The 17,058-nt window shown below is 43.4% G+C and carries 14 protein-coding genes and 3 tRNA genes; 11 read left to right on the plus strand and 6 right to left on the minus strand.

Annotation, left to right across the window (positions count from 1 at the left end; genetic code table 11):
- Positions 1–304: 304 nt before the first annotated feature.
- Positions 305–1,969, plus strand: coding sequence for an AMP-binding protein (locus tag ACTXGF_RS26125; RefSeq protein ID WP_443533295.1), 1,665 nt, complete (start codon positions 305–307; stop codon positions 1,967–1,969).
- Positions 1,970–2,176: 207 nt separating this feature from the next.
- Here ACTXGF_RS26125 and ACTXGF_RS26130 read toward each other — a convergent pair whose 3' ends face one another.
- From ACTXGF_RS26130 to hemA, 4 genes are all read right to left on the minus strand, one after another.
- Positions 2,177–2,596 (minus strand): DUF6691 family protein, encoded by a 420-nt coding sequence (locus ACTXGF_RS26130; protein ID WP_443533293.1) that lies wholly within the window; start codon positions 2,594–2,596, stop codon positions 2,177–2,179.
- 98 nt (positions 2,597–2,694) lie between these two features.
- Entirely contained in the window at positions 2,695–3,132 is a 438-nt protein-coding gene (locus ACTXGF_RS26135; protein ID WP_443533292.1) for a YeeE/YedE family protein, read from the minus strand.
- Between the two features lie 234 nt (positions 3,133–3,366).
- Positions 3,367–4,503, minus strand: coding sequence for an aminotransferase class V-fold PLP-dependent enzyme (locus tag ACTXGF_RS26140; RefSeq protein ID WP_443533290.1), 1,137 nt, complete (start codon positions 4,501–4,503; stop codon positions 3,367–3,369).
- 358 nt (positions 4,504–4,861) lie between these two features.
- Positions 4,862–6,274: a glutamyl-tRNA reductase gene (gene hemA, locus ACTXGF_RS26145; RefSeq protein ID WP_443533288.1), complete on the minus strand. Its 1,413-nt coding sequence runs from the start codon at positions 6,272–6,274 to the stop codon at positions 4,862–4,864.
- Positions 6,275–6,825: 551 nt separating this feature from the next.
- On the opposite strand from hemA, the gene ACTXGF_RS26150 reads away from it, so the two are divergent.
- From ACTXGF_RS26150 to ACTXGF_RS26195, 10 genes are all read left to right on the plus strand, one after another.
- On the plus strand, positions 6,826–8,781 hold the full coding sequence (locus ACTXGF_RS26150) for a tetratricopeptide repeat protein (RefSeq protein WP_443533286.1): 1,956 nt from the start codon (positions 6,826–6,828) through the stop codon (positions 8,779–8,781).
- 190 nt (positions 8,782–8,971) lie between these two features.
- A complete protein-coding gene (gene lolB, locus ACTXGF_RS26155; protein ID WP_443533284.1) occupies positions 8,972–9,604 on the plus strand; it encodes a lipoprotein insertase outer membrane protein LolB in 633 nt (210 codons plus the stop codon).
- 90 nt (positions 9,605–9,694) lie between these two features.
- A complete protein-coding gene (gene ispE, locus ACTXGF_RS26160) occupies positions 9,695–10,660 on the plus strand; it encodes a 4-(cytidine 5'-diphospho)-2-C-methyl-D-erythritol kinase (RefSeq protein ID WP_443533283.1) in 966 nt (321 codons plus the stop codon).
- 167 nt (positions 10,661–10,827) lie between these two features.
- Positions 10,828–10,903, plus strand: a tRNA-Gln gene (locus tag ACTXGF_RS26165).
- Positions 10,904–11,143: 240 nt separating this feature from the next.
- Positions 11,144–11,219 (plus strand) — tRNA-Gln (locus ACTXGF_RS26170).
- A gap of 109 nt (positions 11,220–11,328) precedes the next feature.
- Positions 11,329–12,276 carry a ribose-phosphate pyrophosphokinase gene (locus tag ACTXGF_RS26175; RefSeq protein WP_057758042.1) on the plus strand — a complete coding sequence of 316 codons (948 nt, stop codon included), beginning with the start codon at positions 11,329–11,331 and terminating at the stop codon, positions 12,274–12,276.
- A 421-nt stretch (positions 12,277–12,697) separates the two neighbouring features.
- A complete protein-coding gene (locus ACTXGF_RS26180) occupies positions 12,698–13,378 on the plus strand; it encodes a 50S ribosomal protein L25/general stress protein Ctc (protein WP_057758040.1) in 681 nt (226 codons plus the stop codon).
- Between the two features lie 176 nt (positions 13,379–13,554).
- On the plus strand, positions 13,555–14,136 hold the full coding sequence (gene pth / locus ACTXGF_RS26185) for an aminoacyl-tRNA hydrolase (protein ID WP_443533281.1): 582 nt from the start codon (positions 13,555–13,557) through the stop codon (positions 14,134–14,136).
- A gap of 100 nt (positions 14,137–14,236) precedes the next feature.
- A complete protein-coding gene (panD, locus tag ACTXGF_RS26190) occupies positions 14,237–14,617 on the plus strand; it encodes an aspartate 1-decarboxylase (protein WP_010196068.1) in 381 nt (126 codons plus the stop codon).
- 188 nt (positions 14,618–14,805) lie between these two features.
- The gene (locus tag ACTXGF_RS26195; RefSeq protein ID WP_443533279.1) at positions 14,806–15,831 is read left to right on the plus strand and encodes a calcium/sodium antiporter; all 1,026 of its coding nucleotides are present in this window, start codon (positions 14,806–14,808) and stop codon (positions 15,829–15,831) included.
- Between the two features lie 97 nt (positions 15,832–15,928).
- Here ACTXGF_RS26195 and ACTXGF_RS26200 read toward each other — a convergent pair whose 3' ends face one another.
- Positions 15,929–16,591 (minus strand): RDD family protein, encoded by a 663-nt coding sequence (locus ACTXGF_RS26200; RefSeq protein ID WP_443533277.1) that lies wholly within the window; start codon positions 16,589–16,591, stop codon positions 15,929–15,931.
- A gap of 295 nt (positions 16,592–16,886) precedes the next feature.
- Positions 16,887–16,963, minus strand: a tRNA-Arg gene (locus tag ACTXGF_RS26205).
- Positions 16,964–17,058 lie beyond the last annotated feature (95 nt).

A 17,058-nucleotide genomic window follows, 5' to 3' on the forward strand; every position in this document is an offset into this window, starting at 1 on the left:
CCGCGATTATTGTCAGCTATGCAGACAAGCGACTGATGAGTGAGCACTATATTAATTGCTATAACGAGCAGGACGGTGTATCAGGCTGTACTGTGGCATATGGTTAAGCAAACACCACAAAACCTAGCCAACTTTTGAGGTAGATTATATACCGTTAGTTTAATGTCACTTAGAGATTAGACTAAGATATAAATCGATAAATATCGACTTATACCTATAATTTCTATGCTAGATTACTGTACTAAAGAACATACTGACGTTAATGTACTGACGCATTATAGAAATACGATAAAGGACTATCATCATGACAGATTTCCATACAGGTCTCGGCAAAAATGCTGCCAACCATCAACCACTTACCCCTATTGATTTTATCACTCGCAGCGCGCAAGTTTATCCTAATAAGACTGCTATCATTTATGACGACCTAGAACACAACAACCTCACTCAAACATGGCAACAGACCTATACCCGCTGTCGCCAACTGGCTGACGGCCTGCGCAAATTGGGTATCGATAAAAATGATACGGTCGCTGTTATGTTGCCAAACACGCCAGCAATGGTCGAATGCGCCTTTGGTGTGCCGATGTCAGGTGGTGTCCTCTGTACCCTCAACACCCGACTCGATATCAATGCGCTTACCTTTTGTTTGCAGCATTCCGAAGCAAAGGTTTTAATTTTAGACAGTGAGTTTGCTGAACATGCTGAAATCATCGATGAGACTTTTCCAGACTTAATTGTCATTCATTCAACGGACAAAGCTGTCGATGTCGAGCGTTTTGGGCTCATGAGTTATGAAGCATTGATAGCCAGTTCAGACAGTTTGGATAATTGGGAGATGCCGACAGATGAGTGGGATGCCATTGCGCTGAACTATACCTCTGGGACGACAGGCAAGCCCAAAGGCGTGGTCTATCACCATCGTGGTGCAACTCTCAATGCTATCTCTAATATTTTAGATTGGGACATGCCCAAACACCCGATGTATCTATGGACGCTACCACTGTTTCACTGCAACGGTTGGTGCTTTCCTTGGACCATCGCCGAGCGTGCTGGGGTCAATGTATGCTTGCGAAAAATTGATGCTGATTTAATATTGCAGCTGATTGCCAAGCATCAAGTTAGCCATTACTGCTCTGCACCGGTCGTACATAATATGATTGCTGGCGGCAAACCTGAGTATAAAGAAGCCATCATCCATACGGTCAAAGGCTGGGTCGCTGGTGCACCGCCGTCTGAAACCATGCTGGCCGCTATGGAAGCCATGAGCTTTCATATCTCGCATGTCTACGGTCTCACTGAAGTATATGGGCCAGTGACGGTTTGTGCTGAGCAGGAAGAATGGAATGAGCTTGATGTAGCTACCCGTGCCCAAAAGAAATCACGTCAAGGCATGACTTCTCACTTGATGGCAGGGTTTGAAGTATTTAAGCAAGGTACGACTGAACCAGTCGCCGCTGATGGCGAAGAGATGGGCGAGCTGGCGCTACGTGGCAATATGGTGATGAAAGGCTATCTAAAAAGCCGCAAGGCTACCGAAAAGGCTTTCGCTGATGGCTGGTTTCGCACGGGTGATTTGGGCGTCAAATACCCTGATGGCTATATCAAAATCATGGACAGACTAAAAGATATCATCATCTCAGGCGGTGAGAATATCTCTAGTATCGAGGTAGAAAACGTCTTGTATAAACTACCTGCGATTGAAAGCTGCGCTGTCGTTGCCGCGCCACATGATAAATGGGGCGAAGTGCCCGTTGCCTTTATCGAGATTCACGCCGGTAGTACTCTGCAACGTGATACGGTGATGGAGCATTGTAGTCAGCACCTAGCAGGTTTTAAAGTGCCGAAACATATTGTCTTTGCAGAAATACCCAAGACCAGTACCGGTAAAGTGCAAAAATTTGAGCTACGCCAAGCAGCAAAATCATTGGCACACGAAACGCCAAAAGTAACTGCCAGTGCTAAATGATCTGACAATATATTAAATCCTGTCACAAATTAATATTCATAAAAAAGGTCAATCACGTATAAGTGACTGACCTTTTTTCGAGTGCTAGCCTATTTATACTATAGTTGGTTCAATATAATTTGGAGACAAGGAAGCCAAGTGAAAGTACTACAAATAGTAGACTAAGCGAGGCTGACACCGTATCCAATTTATAGAGAACTAACTATATCAGCCAAGCTTAGGCTCAAGCCATTGATAGATTAGCATTCCTATAATCATGGCTGGAATAAAGACATAGGCTTGCCACTGGCCAGTACCGAGCAATACAATTCCTGGTCCTGGACAGATACCAACCAGCCCCCAGCCGATACCGAACAACATCGCACCAATAAGCAATTTTTTATTAATGACAGTTTTGCTTGGCATATCAATCGGTGTACCAATCCAGCTACTTTGTTGACGCTTCGCTAATCGCACACCAAAGAATGCCACTATCAGACCACCGCCCATCACCAGTGCAAGGGAGATATCCCATGCGCCAAATACGTCCAAAAACCCTTGTACTTTCACAGGATCGGTCATACCTGACACCAGTAGTCCAATTCCAAACAGTAATCCTGCCAGCAATCCGATTATATTTTTTAGCATCGTCGTATCTCGCTATTATTATTTTTTATTAACCATCATATGTCGTTCGCGCGTTAGCCCAGCTATCAGTCTTCATCTGACAATATGCCATGAGTTCGCTATAGTAGGCCTAATACGTGGCGACCGATATAAACGGTCACAATTCCAAACAGCATAAAGGTGACAGTCGCTGCCAATGACCGTGGAGACAGCCGTGCATTACCGCAAATACCATGCCCACTCGTGCATCCTGAACCTAAACGCGTGCCGAAGCCGACCAATAACCCTGCACCAATCAATAATGGCACGGAAGTACTGATAGCTACCTCAGGTAGCGGTCTTGCCAACTGATATAGCAGTGGTGAGATGACCAGACCCAGTATAAACAGCACCTGCCACATCGCTACACGCTTGGGCTTTAGTAGGCTTGAAAAGATGCCACTGATACCTGCTATACGACCAATACCTAGCAGTAAGATGACCGTCGCTACGCCTAGCATTAGACCTCCAACTAAGGAGATCGGCGTAAATGCTTGCCAGTCTATTTGTATGCTCATAACGGACTACCTAATTAAGTTTATTAAATACGTGCTTGAGTATTAATTTATAAAAATACATTATATTATAAAATATAATAAAAAGGTAAAAAAATACTGAACCTAGCATAATGCTAATAGTTCAGTATTTTTTATAACTGTTAGAACTATACTGTAAAGGCTTCAAAAAAGGCAGTGAAAAAACTTAATAAGCTATCACATTACTATCTTTATCAGCCCTCTTAATTGGTATCTTTACTGGCTCAGCACTTTATCAAGTGCCGCTTCAAAACGCGCTACTGTGCCATCGATATCAGTCAATTTGTCCAAACCAAACAGACCCAATCGGAAAGTTTTAAAGTTATCAGGCTCGCCCACTTTCAATGGTACGCCAGCCGCGATTTGCACCCCGATTTCAGCGAACGCACTACCTTTATGCATGTCATCTCGATCGGTATAAGAGACGACAACGCCAGGTGCTTTAAAACCTTCAGCAGCGACGCTCTCAACGCCTTTGGCTTCTAGTACTTCGCGGATACGTTTGCCAAGTGTCCACTGTGCGTCACACAGTTTATCAAAACCGATTGCTTTGGCTTCATTCACAGCATCACGGAACTGACGTAAGCTGTCTGTCGGCATAGTCGCATGGTACGCATGACCGCCATTTTCGTAAGCACGCATGATGTTCAACCATTGCTTTAGGTCGATACTAAAGCTATCAGATTCAGTGCTGTCCACTTTTTTGACAGCAGCATCGCTTAGCATGACTAAGCCAGCGCCCGGCGTACTGCTCCAACCCTTTTGCGGTGCGCTAATCAGCACATCAATACCCAATGCTTTCATATCTAGCCATACGCAACCTGAAGCAATACAGTCAATGACTAACAATCCGCCAACGCTATGCACAGCTTCGCTCAACGCTTTGATATAGTCATCTGACAAGATAATACCCGATGAGGTTTCGACATGCGGGGCAAATACCACTGCTGGCTTTTCTTCTTTGATTTTGGCTACGGCAACGTCGATATCGACTGGAGCAAACGGCTTTGACGACTCACTATCATCGGTACGATTGGCGGTGAGGACTGTAGATGATTTGGCGATTTTGCCTTTTTCTAAGATTTGCGTCCAACGATAGCTGAACCAACCATTACGAATGATTAGGCAGTCTTCATCATTTACCAACTGGCGAGCGACTGCTTCCATACCATAAGTACCAGAACCAGGAACGATCACCACGGCGTCAGCGTTATACACAGATTTTAGGTCACTAGATAGGTCGTTCATCACTTGCTGAAAGGCTTTTGACATATGGTTCAGCGCACGATCGGTGTAAACCACTGAATACTCTAATAAGCCGTTTGGATCGATATCTTGACGTAATGCAGGCATTGAACACTCCTAGTGTATGGTTAGATAATATGCGACATGGATTAGATAGCACTATAATCAAATGCTATTATTTTTGATGGTGAGGTCTTGCGCTGTCTAGAGATGCGTTGTCTTTAAGCGAATAAAAAACAACGGACACTGATGAGGTCTACTAACATTAAGTTAATATATTCGTAGTCATATTACAAGCAAACACCAGCACATATCTTGACCTAAGCCATCCATGAGAGCCTGATATTAGCACTGATACTGAAGGTTGACAACGATACGCTCAGGCAACGATATGACTTGCGCTATCGAGCATTTGTTGGTAGGTATTGATTGATAAGTTTTGATTTATAAAGCCACAATAAAAACATCAATGCCCTCGATGAGCATCTTGTAGTCCTGACACCACGAAGTCTAGCAACTCACTATCGCCTTCACGTGCGGCTTTGCGCATCAGTTTCGATGGTGCATGGGTCAATGTTTGGGTCAAACGTCGTGACAGCTCAGTGATGATATCTTCTGGACTGACATCGTCCTGTTGCAGCTTAGCAATAGATTCATGCAGCAGTTTATCGACTTGACCTTGAGTACACGCGCGGTATTGCTGAATATCTTTGCCAACTTGGCGAACCTGAAAGCGGCGATCTATCTCAACCACCAATTGACTGACTAGCAGCTCAGCATCCACTGCGGCTTGGCGACGCTGTTCGATATTACCTGCAATCACATGCTGCAAATCATCGACAGAGTACAGATAAACATCATCGATACGGCTAATGGTAGAATCGATATCGCGCGGTACGGCCAAATCTATCATAAGCATCGGCTGATAACGGCGACGTTTTAGCGCTTGTATGGTCATTGTCTTATCAATCAACAAATCCATACTGCCACTACAACTACTAACGATATCGGCTTCTGCCAATACTTGCGGCAACTCTTGTAAGGGTCTAACGTCTACGCGGCGATTAGGGCCACGTAGCTCAGCCGCCAAGGCTTCGGCACGTTCGGGATTACGGTTACAGATAATGACTCGTCCGACCCCTAGCCCTGCGATATGGGTGGCAACTAAGCGATTCATCTCGCCTGCTGCAACAACCAGTAGAGTACGACTGGGTAAATCATCAAATATTTGTGTGACTAATTTGGCTGCAGCAAAGCTAAGCGATACAGCCTGTGCGCCAACCTGAGTCTCGTTACGCACTCGTTTGGCAGCAGCGAATACTTGATCGATGATCCAGCCGAGCTGATTACTGAGTACTTTTTGGTCTTGAGCCAGATGCACAGAGTTTTTGATTTGACCGAGAATCTGCGGCTCACCCAGTATCATAGAGTCGAGACCAGCCGCTACTCTTAACCAATGAGTCAATGCATGGGTATCACGATGTACATAGAGATAAGGATCAATATCAACGAGTGGTAATTGCTTGAAATCAGCCAGCCACGTTTTGATTTTGGTAATATGCGCACTAATCGCAGCAGACGAGATATTCATGCTACTACTAAAAGTATTGTTGGATGATGATTGGCCAGCAGCTTTGACATCCTGCACATTGGGTAATTGTGAGTCAGACAATTGGCTATTAGCATGATGCGACGTTGAAGTGTGCGGCACTAGCGCATAGATTTCGGTGCGGTTACAAGTAGAGACGATCACGCTACCATCAGTAAAGGCTTCTATTTGTTTGAGCGCGACATTTACATCGTCACCCACAAGCGCCAAGCGCTCTCGCAGAGCGACTGGTGCAGTTTTGTGATTGACCCCAATGACCACTAATCTCATTATCGATAGACCATAAACATGACGCTCAGTTGCCCCTTACGCTATCTTATTATTTTTAAAAGACAGTTTTTGACGACAGCGCTAAAAAGGAAGACCCTAAAAACCGCCTATTATATCATTATTGCGGGCTTTAATTAACACTCACCCATCTATGATAACCATATCTCTGTATCTGGTCGCAAATGTAACAAATCAACTACTCATACGATTTATAAAATCAATAGCTGGGTTTTAACTTATGGTCAATAATATAATGTTAAATCATTCGCTTACTCTATCTTAACTTGTTATATTTCTATAATATTCAGTTCGACAGACATATCTATATTTAATCATCTTCAGTGTCGTTCTTTGGCAACGTGCTCGCTACTAGTAGCATATTCATACGGTCAGGCATGCCACTATCTGAGTAACACGGATGCTATTGTTTATCTCATCGGTCTACTCTTATAATGTTTGTCATGGGTACATATTGCCAATATTTAACTTAAAATGATTAAAACAAACTTGCCTTATCTGTGTAGGTAAACCATGGGCGAATACGGCTATCTATGATTTTTTTTGGGTCATTACTTCGGTCACCACATTCCTATAGCGAATACTCTAGCTTCCGTGCTTTATTGCATGTCGCTATTGAGCGCCTGTGTCAACGATATAAGCTAGCGTTGTCTCTAGCCGTGTGCCTGTGTTTGGCAGCCCCTGTTCATGCTAGCCACCCCGATGTATTGCTAGAAGCAAAAATTCCTAAAGTATCCGTTGCTACCGATAATATGGCCGCTGCCAATAAGCCAAATGGCAATAAAGTAAATGATAGTAATGCCGCGATTGATACACCTTATAATGAAGACACGCTCACCATAGAAAACGTAAAAAACATTAATGGCTTAGCGCCAGCCAGTTTATGGCAGCCTGAGCTTAGTGAACCAAGCTTGTACGCTCTACTGGATGCCGAGTTTGCTGCCGATCGCGATGACAAACGACGCGCGGTCTCTATTTATAAGCAACAGTCTTTTAAAGAAGATGCGACAGCCGTGTTTGAGAGAGCGCTTAGCCTGTCTTTGCGTAATGAAAGGGTTGAAGATTCATTACAGTTTGCCAAGACATGGCAAGACCAAAACCCTGACCACGTACCTGCTTGGTTTTATGTCGCGCATTTGGCTTTACGTGCCCACGACTATATATTAGCGGGTGAAACGTTAAACCGCATCTTGCGCTATGACCCACGCGCAGACTTAAGCGAAATCCTCATAGGCATTTACCCAAATAATGACGACGACAAACGTGAACTTCTTGCCGCGTTGCAACCACTAGATAGCGAGCAAAATGCCTCATTGTCAGTATTAAAAGCAGGTTTACTCTATCAGTTTAACGAACCTGAAGTCGCTATCGTTCATATCAATCGAGCGCTAGAGCGTCAGCCAGACTATGTGCCCTTTATTACGTTAAAAGCAGATATATTGCGCAAAATTGTGACCGCAGAGACTGTTATCAATTATGTCAGTCAAGCTCGTCTACGCAACCCTGATAGCAAAAGCTTATATCTATATGAGATTCGCTATCTATTAGATTTAAAGCAAAGCGAACAAGCGTGGAAGTTACTGCTTGAGGCGCATAACCGCTTCAGTGATGATTCTGAGATTACCCTGCTAGCAGCTTTAGTGAGCTTGGATATTGAAGAGTACGCTAGTGCTGATGAGCTACTCAATATGCTTGCCAAGAGTCCAGCTTATCTTGATCAAGCCTATTATTATCTGGGTATCAGTGCTGAGCGTCAGCAGTTGTTCGATCAAGCCAAATACTATCTCAATGGCGTCATGCAAGAGGATTTGGTATTAGAAGCACGTAGAAAGGTAGTGGCGTTTGAATTACTCGATAATGACATCGATGGGGCAATCGCGACTTTAGAGAAGCTGCGCAAAGACTTCACAGTATTCGCGCCTGACACTTTTGTCATGCAAGCCGATATCTTGTGGCAACAAAACGAGTCGGATGAAGCACTGCGCTTACTAACCCGTGCCGCTCGTAAATACCCTGATAATGAAATGCTACTCTTTGCACGGGCTCAGCTGTTAGACGATAAAGAAGACTATGTCGTTAAGCGCACCCTGCTCAATCATTTACAGGCATTAGATCCTAGCAATTTATCCTATCAGTTGAGCTATGCACAGTTGCTACTGGCAAATGAGCGCAGCTCAGAGCAAGGTCTGGCGCTAGCTACCGCAATTATTCAGATTCGCTATGATGACCCACGTTATGATAACGACCTACATCTGCAAGCCTTAAATGTCTTGGCGGGCAATGCATTGGCCAAAGAGAACTATCAGCAGGTCATCGACTACCTACAGACACCTTATGATGTACTACCAACTCTGCGCTCAGGCACGCTGTTATTGCGCGCCTATCAAGGCTTAGGTAATAATGACAAAGTCGAAGCATTACTCGCAGATTTGCAGCAGCGCTTCTCATTTGGACAGCATAATATCAATGATCGCATACAGCTGTATTAATAGTGCTGATTTTGGATATGCTCTTTGGGTTTTGCGATTATAGAGATATGATAATTGATAAGGTTTTATAAATAACGAAGCATTTATAAATTACAAGGTCATTATAAGAAGCTAACAGCCATGCATAACCGAGTAACAAATAACGCTTAAGCTAATATCTTTGTTCATCTTTCCATTTTGAGAAACTATTATGTCAGCATCAATCACTTCTTATAAACCAAATAAATTGGCTCTGTTTACTGCTCTAACTGCAGCGATGGTCATTACCTCTGGCTGTCAGTCATTAAAAACGGCCAACGCGACCAACCAGCAAACGACCACAGTACAAGGTCAAAACGCTGATCAACCAAAAAAGCTAGAGAGTTTTAATATTACCGGTAAAATTGGGGTAACGACGCCTGCGAATGATTCGACAGGTACTCAAGGTGGTAGTGCATTTTATGCATGGGGTCAACAAAATGACCGATTTGCCATTGAATTAATTGGCGCACTTGGCATTGGTAAAACCAACATCGAATACAATGGTCAGACCGCTACTCTAGTCAGCGAAAAGACAGGTACATTGACCGCTGATGATCCTGAAACCTTGCTAAAGAAAGCCACTGGTTGGCAAGCACCAATTTCACAAATGCCTTACTGGATTTCTGGTCGCCCAGCACCTTCAGATAGTGCGCCACAACTGGATGATCAGAGCCGTTTAGTTAGTTCAGTCAATGGTGAGTGGACAGCCAGCTTTACTTATAAAGGTACGGATAAGCTACCTAGTAAAATTAGTGCAGTACAGCCACAAGGCAACAAAGTTGTAATGACGATTAACCATTAATCCATCTTTCATTAACAACAGAAAGCTTGCTAAAAATCATTATTGCTAATTAAGATAGCTGTTTATAACTGCACCTTATGATAAAAAAATATGACTGAAAATATAGCCGCACCATCTGTTTCTATGATTACCCGTTTATCACCTGCAAAACTCAATCTGTTTTTGCACATCACGGGTAAACGAGCCGATGGCTATCATAATTTGCAAACGGTATTTCGCCTGCTTGACTGGGGCGATTACTTGCATTTTTCGGTCAGCGATGATGCCGTGATTTCTACTATAGCTAGTGAATTAAGTGCTAATCAATTCTGTCATCAGCTACTGATACTAGATGGTGCAGAGGCTATCACTACTAGTATAGAAGACAATTTAATTTTCAAAGCGGCACGCGCATTGCTAGCATTTGCCATACAGTCACACACTTTACCTGAGCAATTAGCAAAAGTGCATATCACTTTAGATAAGCACTTGCCAATGGGTGCAGGATTGGGTGGCGGCTCATCTAATGCAGCAACGACTATGCTGGTACTCAATGATATTTGGCAGCTTAATTTTACCTGTGATGAGCTTATAAAGATTGGCGCGACTGTGGGTGCGGATGTACCTATATTTATATTTGGCCAAGACGCTATTGCGATGGGTATTGGTGAAGAGTTAACTGCCATTGACCTACCTGACCAGCAGTATTTAATCTTAACGCCTAACGCTCATGTCAATACCGCTACCTTATTTGCGCATCCTAAACTACAGCGAGATATCGCGCCCCTATCGGTTGCAACTATTCAAAACCAATACACTGACTATGTGCAAACGCTCACTACGCCTTATCATAATGTCTTTACCCCAGTGGTGACGAGCCTTGCTTCTGCTGTTGCAGATGCCTTAAGTTATCTACAGGGGTTAGAAGCGCAAACACTGAGCACAGCACGAATGACTGGCTCTGGTAGTGCTGTGTTTTTGCCTCTAGATGCGAGTATTTCCAGTAACAAAAAGCTATTGGCAAAGTGGGTTGAAGGTGCGCCTTGTGCAGGGTATATCGTTGGAAACTTAAAATAGCACATACAACCTTTAGATTTCTTATCATCTAAATAATGACAACGGTAGGATTGCCTATTTTAATTTGCTAAAATAGCGCCAGCAGTAACCTATGATGAATAAATACCAGAAAAAGCCGCAAATGACTTGCAAAATCTGAAAATTTACTTATAATAGGTCGCCACAATAGGGGTATAGCCAAGTTGGTAAGGCATCAGGTTTTGATCCTGACATCCGTTGGTTCGAGTCCAGCTACCCCTGCCATTTTTTAGTACGAAGCGTTAGAGATACATCGAGTATAAGCGGTTTATAGACAGCCACTTATCTTATTGTCATTGACAACGTTATCCCAGTTTCGGTATAGTTCGCAATGGACACCGCTAGGGAAAAGTTATGTTTTAAACGGTTTATCCGTTTTTTAGATAACTGACAGGTCATGACACCATATTAAGAACGACTACTTAGTCGCTATTATATATCGGTTGTTCATAGCCTAGACATTACAGGGGTATAGCCAAGTTGGTAAGGCATCAGGTTTTGATCCTGACATCCGTTGGTTCGAGTCCAGCTACCCCTGCCATTTTTTACTGTAATAGTATACTTCAACACCTTCACCACTCTTTTCTTAATTTGAGCAGTTTGACACTGCTTAGCGGTCGCTGCTTGAGTCAATCAATAGGACTTCTGTCATGCCTTATTTGGCGATTTTTACGGGTAATGCCCACCCAGAATTAGCAAAAACCGTAGCCGATCATCTTCACATACCTCTTGGTAAAGCTGACATCACGCGTTTTTCTGATGGCGAAATTGCCGTGGAAATCAAAGAACACGTACGTGGTAAAGATGTGTTTATCATGCAGCCTACTTGTGCACCGACCAACGACAACTTGATGGAAATCATGATGATGGCTGACGCTTTGCGTCGCTCTAGTGCTGGCCGTATCACAGCTGTCATGCCGTATTTTGGTTATGCTCGTCAGGATCGTCGTCCACGCTCAGCTCGTGTACCTATCTCTGCTAAAGTGGTCGCTGACATGCTAAACATCGTTAGTATCGATCGCGTAATGACTGTTGATTTGCACTCAGATCAGATTCAGGGTTTCTTTGATATCCCTGTAGACAACATCTACGGCACCCCTGTATTGCTAAACGACCTACAAAAGCAAGACTATGACAATATCATGGTTGTTTCACCTGACGTAGGCGGCGTGGTTCGTGCACGTGCGATGGCCAAGCAGTTAGGCGATACCGACATGGCAATTATTGATAAGCGCCGTGCTCGTGCCAATGAGTCACAAGTAATGCACATCATTGGTGATGTTCGTGACCGTGATTGCGTTATCGTTGATGATATGGTCGATACTGCAGGTACATTGTGTAAAGCCGCTGAAGCATTGAAAGAAAATGGTGCCCGTCGCGTCTTGGCTTATATTACGCACCCTGTCCTATCAGGTAACGCACTGAAAAACATCAGCGAATCTGCATTGGATGAAGTGGTTGTGACCGATACGATTCCATTATCTGCTGAAGCCAAAGCCTGTAGCAAAATCCGTCAGGTAAGTATTGCACCGATGCTGGCTGAAAGCTTACGCCGTATTAATAACGAAGAATCTATTAGCGCGATGTTTGACGCTTAATCTGATACAGTTATTTTTAAAACAGCTATTGCGGTAATTTTTAGTAGCAATGGCTGCTGAAATATATCTTGAATAGTTAAAAAACAGAGCGTCAAGTAACCTTACTTGGCGCTTTGTTTTGCGTAGGCGTTTTGCGTAGGTCTTTATTATTGCTACAGAATCACGTATAATGCGCGCCTGTGCTGACCTTTTCGTTGTTTTTATTAGGCTAGCACTATCAAAAGTGCTGATCATGCTTAACAGCAACCATCGTTATGGTAATTATCATAGCGAGCGCTGCTATAAGCAAATGGCTAAGCTTAGACATTACGAGTTTTATTCGTAACCATAATATTAGCTATCATCACGTATTAGTGGATTGGTCGCAAATCCACTTTTTTATGACCAGACACTTCATCATTTTTTTTATAGGATTATATCCATGAGCATTAATCATTTTGAACTAAACGCCGTTGATCGTGCTGCTGAACTACAAGGTAAAGGTGCGAGCCGCCGCCTACGTAAGCAGAACCTAGTTCCTGCTATCATCTATGGTGGTAACGAAGAGCCAACAGCTATCTCTATCAAGCTTAACGAACTAGTAAAATCACTAGAATTCGAAGCGTTTTTCTCACACATCTTGACTATCAACGTTGACGGTGAAGAGCATCAAGCAGTTATCAAAGACTTGCAGCGCCATCCAGCTAAAGGCTTCCCAATGCATGCTGATTTCCAGCGCATTGTAAAAGGTCAGAAAATCCACATGAACGTTCCTGTTCATTTCACTGGTCGTGAAGATGCGCCTGGTACTGCTGCTGCTGGTGTACTATCTACTCTAGTATCTGACATCGAAGTTATCTGCTTACCATCACAACTTCCTGAATACCTAGAAGTAGATGTGTCTGGCATGGAAATCGGTGATTTGTTCCGTCTATCAGACATCAAACTTCCTGAAGGCGTTGTAATTCATGAGCTTGAGCTAGAAGACGGTCATGACCGTACTATCGTTAACATGCAGCCACCAACAGTAGAAGAAGTTGATGCTGATGCTGACGTTGATGCTGATGAAGTACCAGCAACTGAACAAAACGATGGTACTGAAGAAAACAAAGACAGCGAGTAATATACTATTTCTAACTAGTGCATTATTTTGTGCTGGTTAGTGATACATTCGTTTAGTCAATAAGACAGCAGGTGATTAAAATCTCCTGCTGTTTTTGTAAGTAAGGTTTGAAAATAAACTGTCTATCAGTACTTCACACCTTACCCCTATTTATCAAATTCAAGCAGGGTGTTTTTATGGCCATAAAGCTTATTGTCGGTCTTGGTAATCCTGGTCAGCAGTATATGTTTACGCGTCATAATGCAGGATTTTGGTTTGTCCATCATTTGGCTCAGCAGTTTAATATCACGCTCTCCCCTGATAAGAAATTTCATGGAGCGACAGGGCGTGGGCAGATTCATGGGTCTGATGTGCGTTTACTTATGCCGCTGACGTTTATGAATAAATCTGGTCAGTCAGTGGTGCCTATGGTAAATTTCTATGGCATCAAAAATGATGAATTGTTGATTGCTCATGATGAGCTCGATATTCCAGCTGGTAGTATCAAACTCAAAACAGACGGTGGACATGGTGGTCACAACGGCCTACGTGATATCACGCCGCATATTGGCAATGATTTTCATCGCCTGCGTGTGGGTATCGGCCATCCTGGTCACAAGTCTAAAGTTAGTGGACACGTTCTCTCTAAAGCATCTCCTGATGAGCAGATTGCGATTGATAGCGCGCTGACAGCTGCTTTTGAGGCGCTCCCATTATTGTTAGATGGTGATGTCGAAAAAGCACGTTCACAAATTAATGGCTTTAAATTACCAGAATAATATAGTCGTTCAATGATAATGACCTTTTATTTTGGCAGTTTTATCCCCATTAACCTTTTGATTTAGTTAATTAATATCAGTTACGCCAAGGAACCAACCTATGCTACTTAATATGCTTAAATGCAAATTACACCGTGCCCGTGTTACCCATGCCGAGCTTCATTACGAAGGCTCTTGCGGTATCGACGGCGATCTATTAGATCTTGCTGGTCTACGCGAAAATGAATCTATTGATATCTACAACGTGACCAACGGTAAGCGCTTTCGCACTTATGCTATCCGTGCTGAGGCGGGCTCTGGTATTATCTCATTAAATGGTGCTGCGGCTCATATGGCAGATTTGGGCGATATCGTTATCATTTGTGCTTACGCGCATTTTGATGAAGTTGAAGCGTCAACGTATCAGCCAAAACTTGTCTATTGCAACGAAGACAACACCGTTAAAGACACAGCAAATATCATTCCTGTACAAGTTGCTTAATATGACAGGATGGTGAGGTTTTGGTAAATTTAAGATAACCACAAAGTTACATCTTTGAATTAGCTGCTATTATTACTAAAAATCTCGATGCTAAAGGGAAAGCTGAATCTAAATCAAGATTCGGCTTTTTTTATGCCACTTTTATTTATCAAATTCACATTTTTCATCATATACAAGGAAACATACTGATGTGGTTGGCCGCGCTTGCAATACTGATTGGGTTAGCAATTTTAGTTTGGAGTGCCGATGTCTTCATTGATGGAGCGACAGCACTAGCAAAGAAATTTAGTGTGCCTAGCTTTTTAATTGGTGTCTTAATATTGGGTATAGGCACGTCAGCGCCTGAGATGGTGGTATCAGTACTAGCAGCGATAGAAGGCAGCCCTGAGTTGGCTCTAGGTAACGCTTATGGCTCAAATATCATCAACATCGCATTGGTACTCGGTGCAACTGTATTGATTAGCCCTATTATCATCCGTAGAGGCATCGTAAAACGCGACTTGCCCTTACTGCTACTGATTACTGTCATCGCCGCTTGGCAGCTACGTGATGGAACATTGAGCCAAACCGATGGTATCGTATTGTTGATTTTGTTGGTTGCAGTCTTAGGACTACAGATCATAATGAGTATACGCGAAGGCTATCATGAGCACGAAGACGATATAGTCGTGGCTAATGCTGACTCAGCGCACTCAAATAACTTAGAGCACTTAAATAACTCAGAGAGCTTAGAAAAGCTAGAACCAAGCGTAACGCGTGGTCTTATCAGTTTAATTATCGGTATGCTGATGCTCGTAGCCAGCTCACGCGCTATCGTTTGGGGTGCTGTCGAGTTAGCAACACTATGGGGGCTCAGTGAGCTTATCATTGGTCTAACGATTGTCGCAGTTGGGACCTCACTCCCTGAACTGGTATCGAGCCTGTCAGCAGCCCGTAAAGGCGAACATGATATGGCGCTCGGCAATATCATTGGCTCTAATATCTTTAATACTTTGGCAGTTGTCGGCTTGGCAACGGTCATTGCTCCTATCGCCGCCGACCCAGTGATTCTGTCGCGTGATGTGATGGCGATGGGGGTTTTGACGATATTGCTAGTGACACTATGCGCATTTGCCTTTAAAACAAAACGCCAATTCGGTCGTACGTCAGGTGCCACGCTGGTACTGTTCTTTATGGGCTACACCGCATGGCTGATTCAAAGCGTCAGTATGTAACTATTTAGGCTGAACCAACTGAGCATGGATACGACTAAATTATTACGTCGATAAGAGTTACTAGTTCAATAAAAATTGTTACGTCAATAAAATCAGACTAGGATTTTTTCTTACGATTTTTAAAACCGCGCCATAGCCCTTCATGTGCCACTTTCGGCATTTTTAGGGTGATGGTATTGGACAGCATATCTTGTACTGCCAGACCGCGAGGGTTGAACAGACAGAACACATAGTTGAATACCAAACCAAGAAACGCGCTGGCCAGTAAGGCGGCGCGTGATCCATCAATAAGACTGCCAATAATGCCAAAAATTAGCGGCATCAGACAAGCGGCCAAAATACGCTTAAACGACTGACCCCATGTTAGCCATTGGCCTGCATCATTAATCGTTTTTAATCGCCACGTCTGCATACCTAATGTCTGACCACCACGGCGCCAAAATATCCCATAGAACGCTACAAGCGTCAGTACAAATGATGGCGTCATAATAGCGTTCTGATACCAGAGCGGCAGTGACTGAGCCTGTGAGGATTCAGTACCCGTCTCCATAGTCAACAGCGTACCAACGACGGTTAGTATCGTCCCTACCAAAAACAATAACGCCAAAATCAGCATACCGTCATAGAGAATCGCCACGACACGAATCATAGGCTTAGCGATGGTTGGCTCTTCGTTAGGATCTTGCTGTACAGGCGCACTCGGTTGAAGGTTTGATTTGCGAGTCGTTTTTGACGGACGTTTAGATGGACTTTTTGACATGGTACAAGCTCATAGCAAGCAGTGAATAGTAACGCTATTGTACCGTAAATGGTGGGGCTATCGTACATTATCCTAGATGACATCGTAGATGGCCTAACATCGTAGATGACTGTCCAATATCGTAGATTGCTCTTTAATATTATTAGTTGGCTATCCAATCACGTTATACACAGGAGATGGTCGTAGAATAAATAAATAGAAGGGTAAAAGCTACAGACATAAAAAAACCGCCAATTGTCATAAGACAGGCGATTATTTTAATGTTTTATCAGCTTAAATTAAGCTATTATGCAAATGGTGCGCCTGGAGAGATTCGAACTCCCGACCCCTTAGTTCGTAGCCAAGTGCTCTATCCAACTGAGCTACAGGCGCGTATTTTGCACTTTATCCACTGCGCAGATAATATCTTTTGCAGTAAATTAGGTTGGTCATTATATAGATAATATCGCTTGTGTCAACATCTTTTT

It is taken from the genome of Psychrobacter sp. 1Y6 (assembly GCF_052258385.2).
Lineage (GTDB): Bacteria > Pseudomonadota > Gammaproteobacteria > Pseudomonadales > Moraxellaceae > Psychrobacter.

Coding starts and splice junctions, on each gene's coding strand:
- ACTXGF_RS26135 (WP_443533292.1), bottom strand. CDS start 3,132: ATGAGCATACAAATAGACTGGCAAGCATTTACGCCGATCTCCTTAGTT.
- ACTXGF_RS26140 (WP_443533290.1), bottom strand. CDS start 4,503: ATGCCTGCATTACGTCAAGATATCGATCCAAACGGCTTATTAGAGTAT.
- ACTXGF_RS26125 (WP_443533295.1), top strand. CDS start 305: ATGACAGATTTCCATACAGGTCTCGGCAAAAATGCTGCCAACCATCAA.
- lolB (WP_443533284.1), top strand. CDS start 8,972: ATGTCAGCATCAATCACTTCTTATAAACCAAATAAATTGGCTCTGTTT.
- pth (WP_443533281.1), top strand. CDS start 13,555: ATGGCCATAAAGCTTATTGTCGGTCTTGGTAATCCTGGTCAGCAGTAT.
- hemA (WP_443533288.1), bottom strand. CDS start 6,274: ATGAGATTAGTGGTCATTGGGGTCAATCACAAAACTGCACCAGTCGCT.
- ACTXGF_RS26195 (WP_443533279.1), top strand. CDS start 14,806: ATGTGGTTGGCCGCGCTTGCAATACTGATTGGGTTAGCAATTTTAGTT.
- ACTXGF_RS26150 (WP_443533286.1), top strand. CDS start 6,826: ATGATTTTTTTTGGGTCATTACTTCGGTCACCACATTCCTATAGCGAA.
- ACTXGF_RS26180 (WP_057758040.1), top strand. CDS start 12,698: ATGAGCATTAATCATTTTGAACTAAACGCCGTTGATCGTGCTGCTGAA.
- ispE (WP_443533283.1), top strand. CDS start 9,695: ATGACTGAAAATATAGCCGCACCATCTGTTTCTATGATTACCCGTTTA.
- ACTXGF_RS26175 (WP_057758042.1), top strand. CDS start 11,329: ATGCCTTATTTGGCGATTTTTACGGGTAATGCCCACCCAGAATTAGCA.
- panD (WP_010196068.1), top strand. CDS start 14,237: ATGCTACTTAATATGCTTAAATGCAAATTACACCGTGCCCGTGTTACC.
- ACTXGF_RS26130 (WP_443533293.1), bottom strand. CDS start 2,596: ATGCTAAAAAATATAATCGGATTGCTGGCAGGATTACTGTTTGGAATT.
- ACTXGF_RS26200 (WP_443533277.1), bottom strand. CDS start 16,591: ATGTCAAAAAGTCCATCTAAACGTCCGTCAAAAACGACTCGCAAATCA.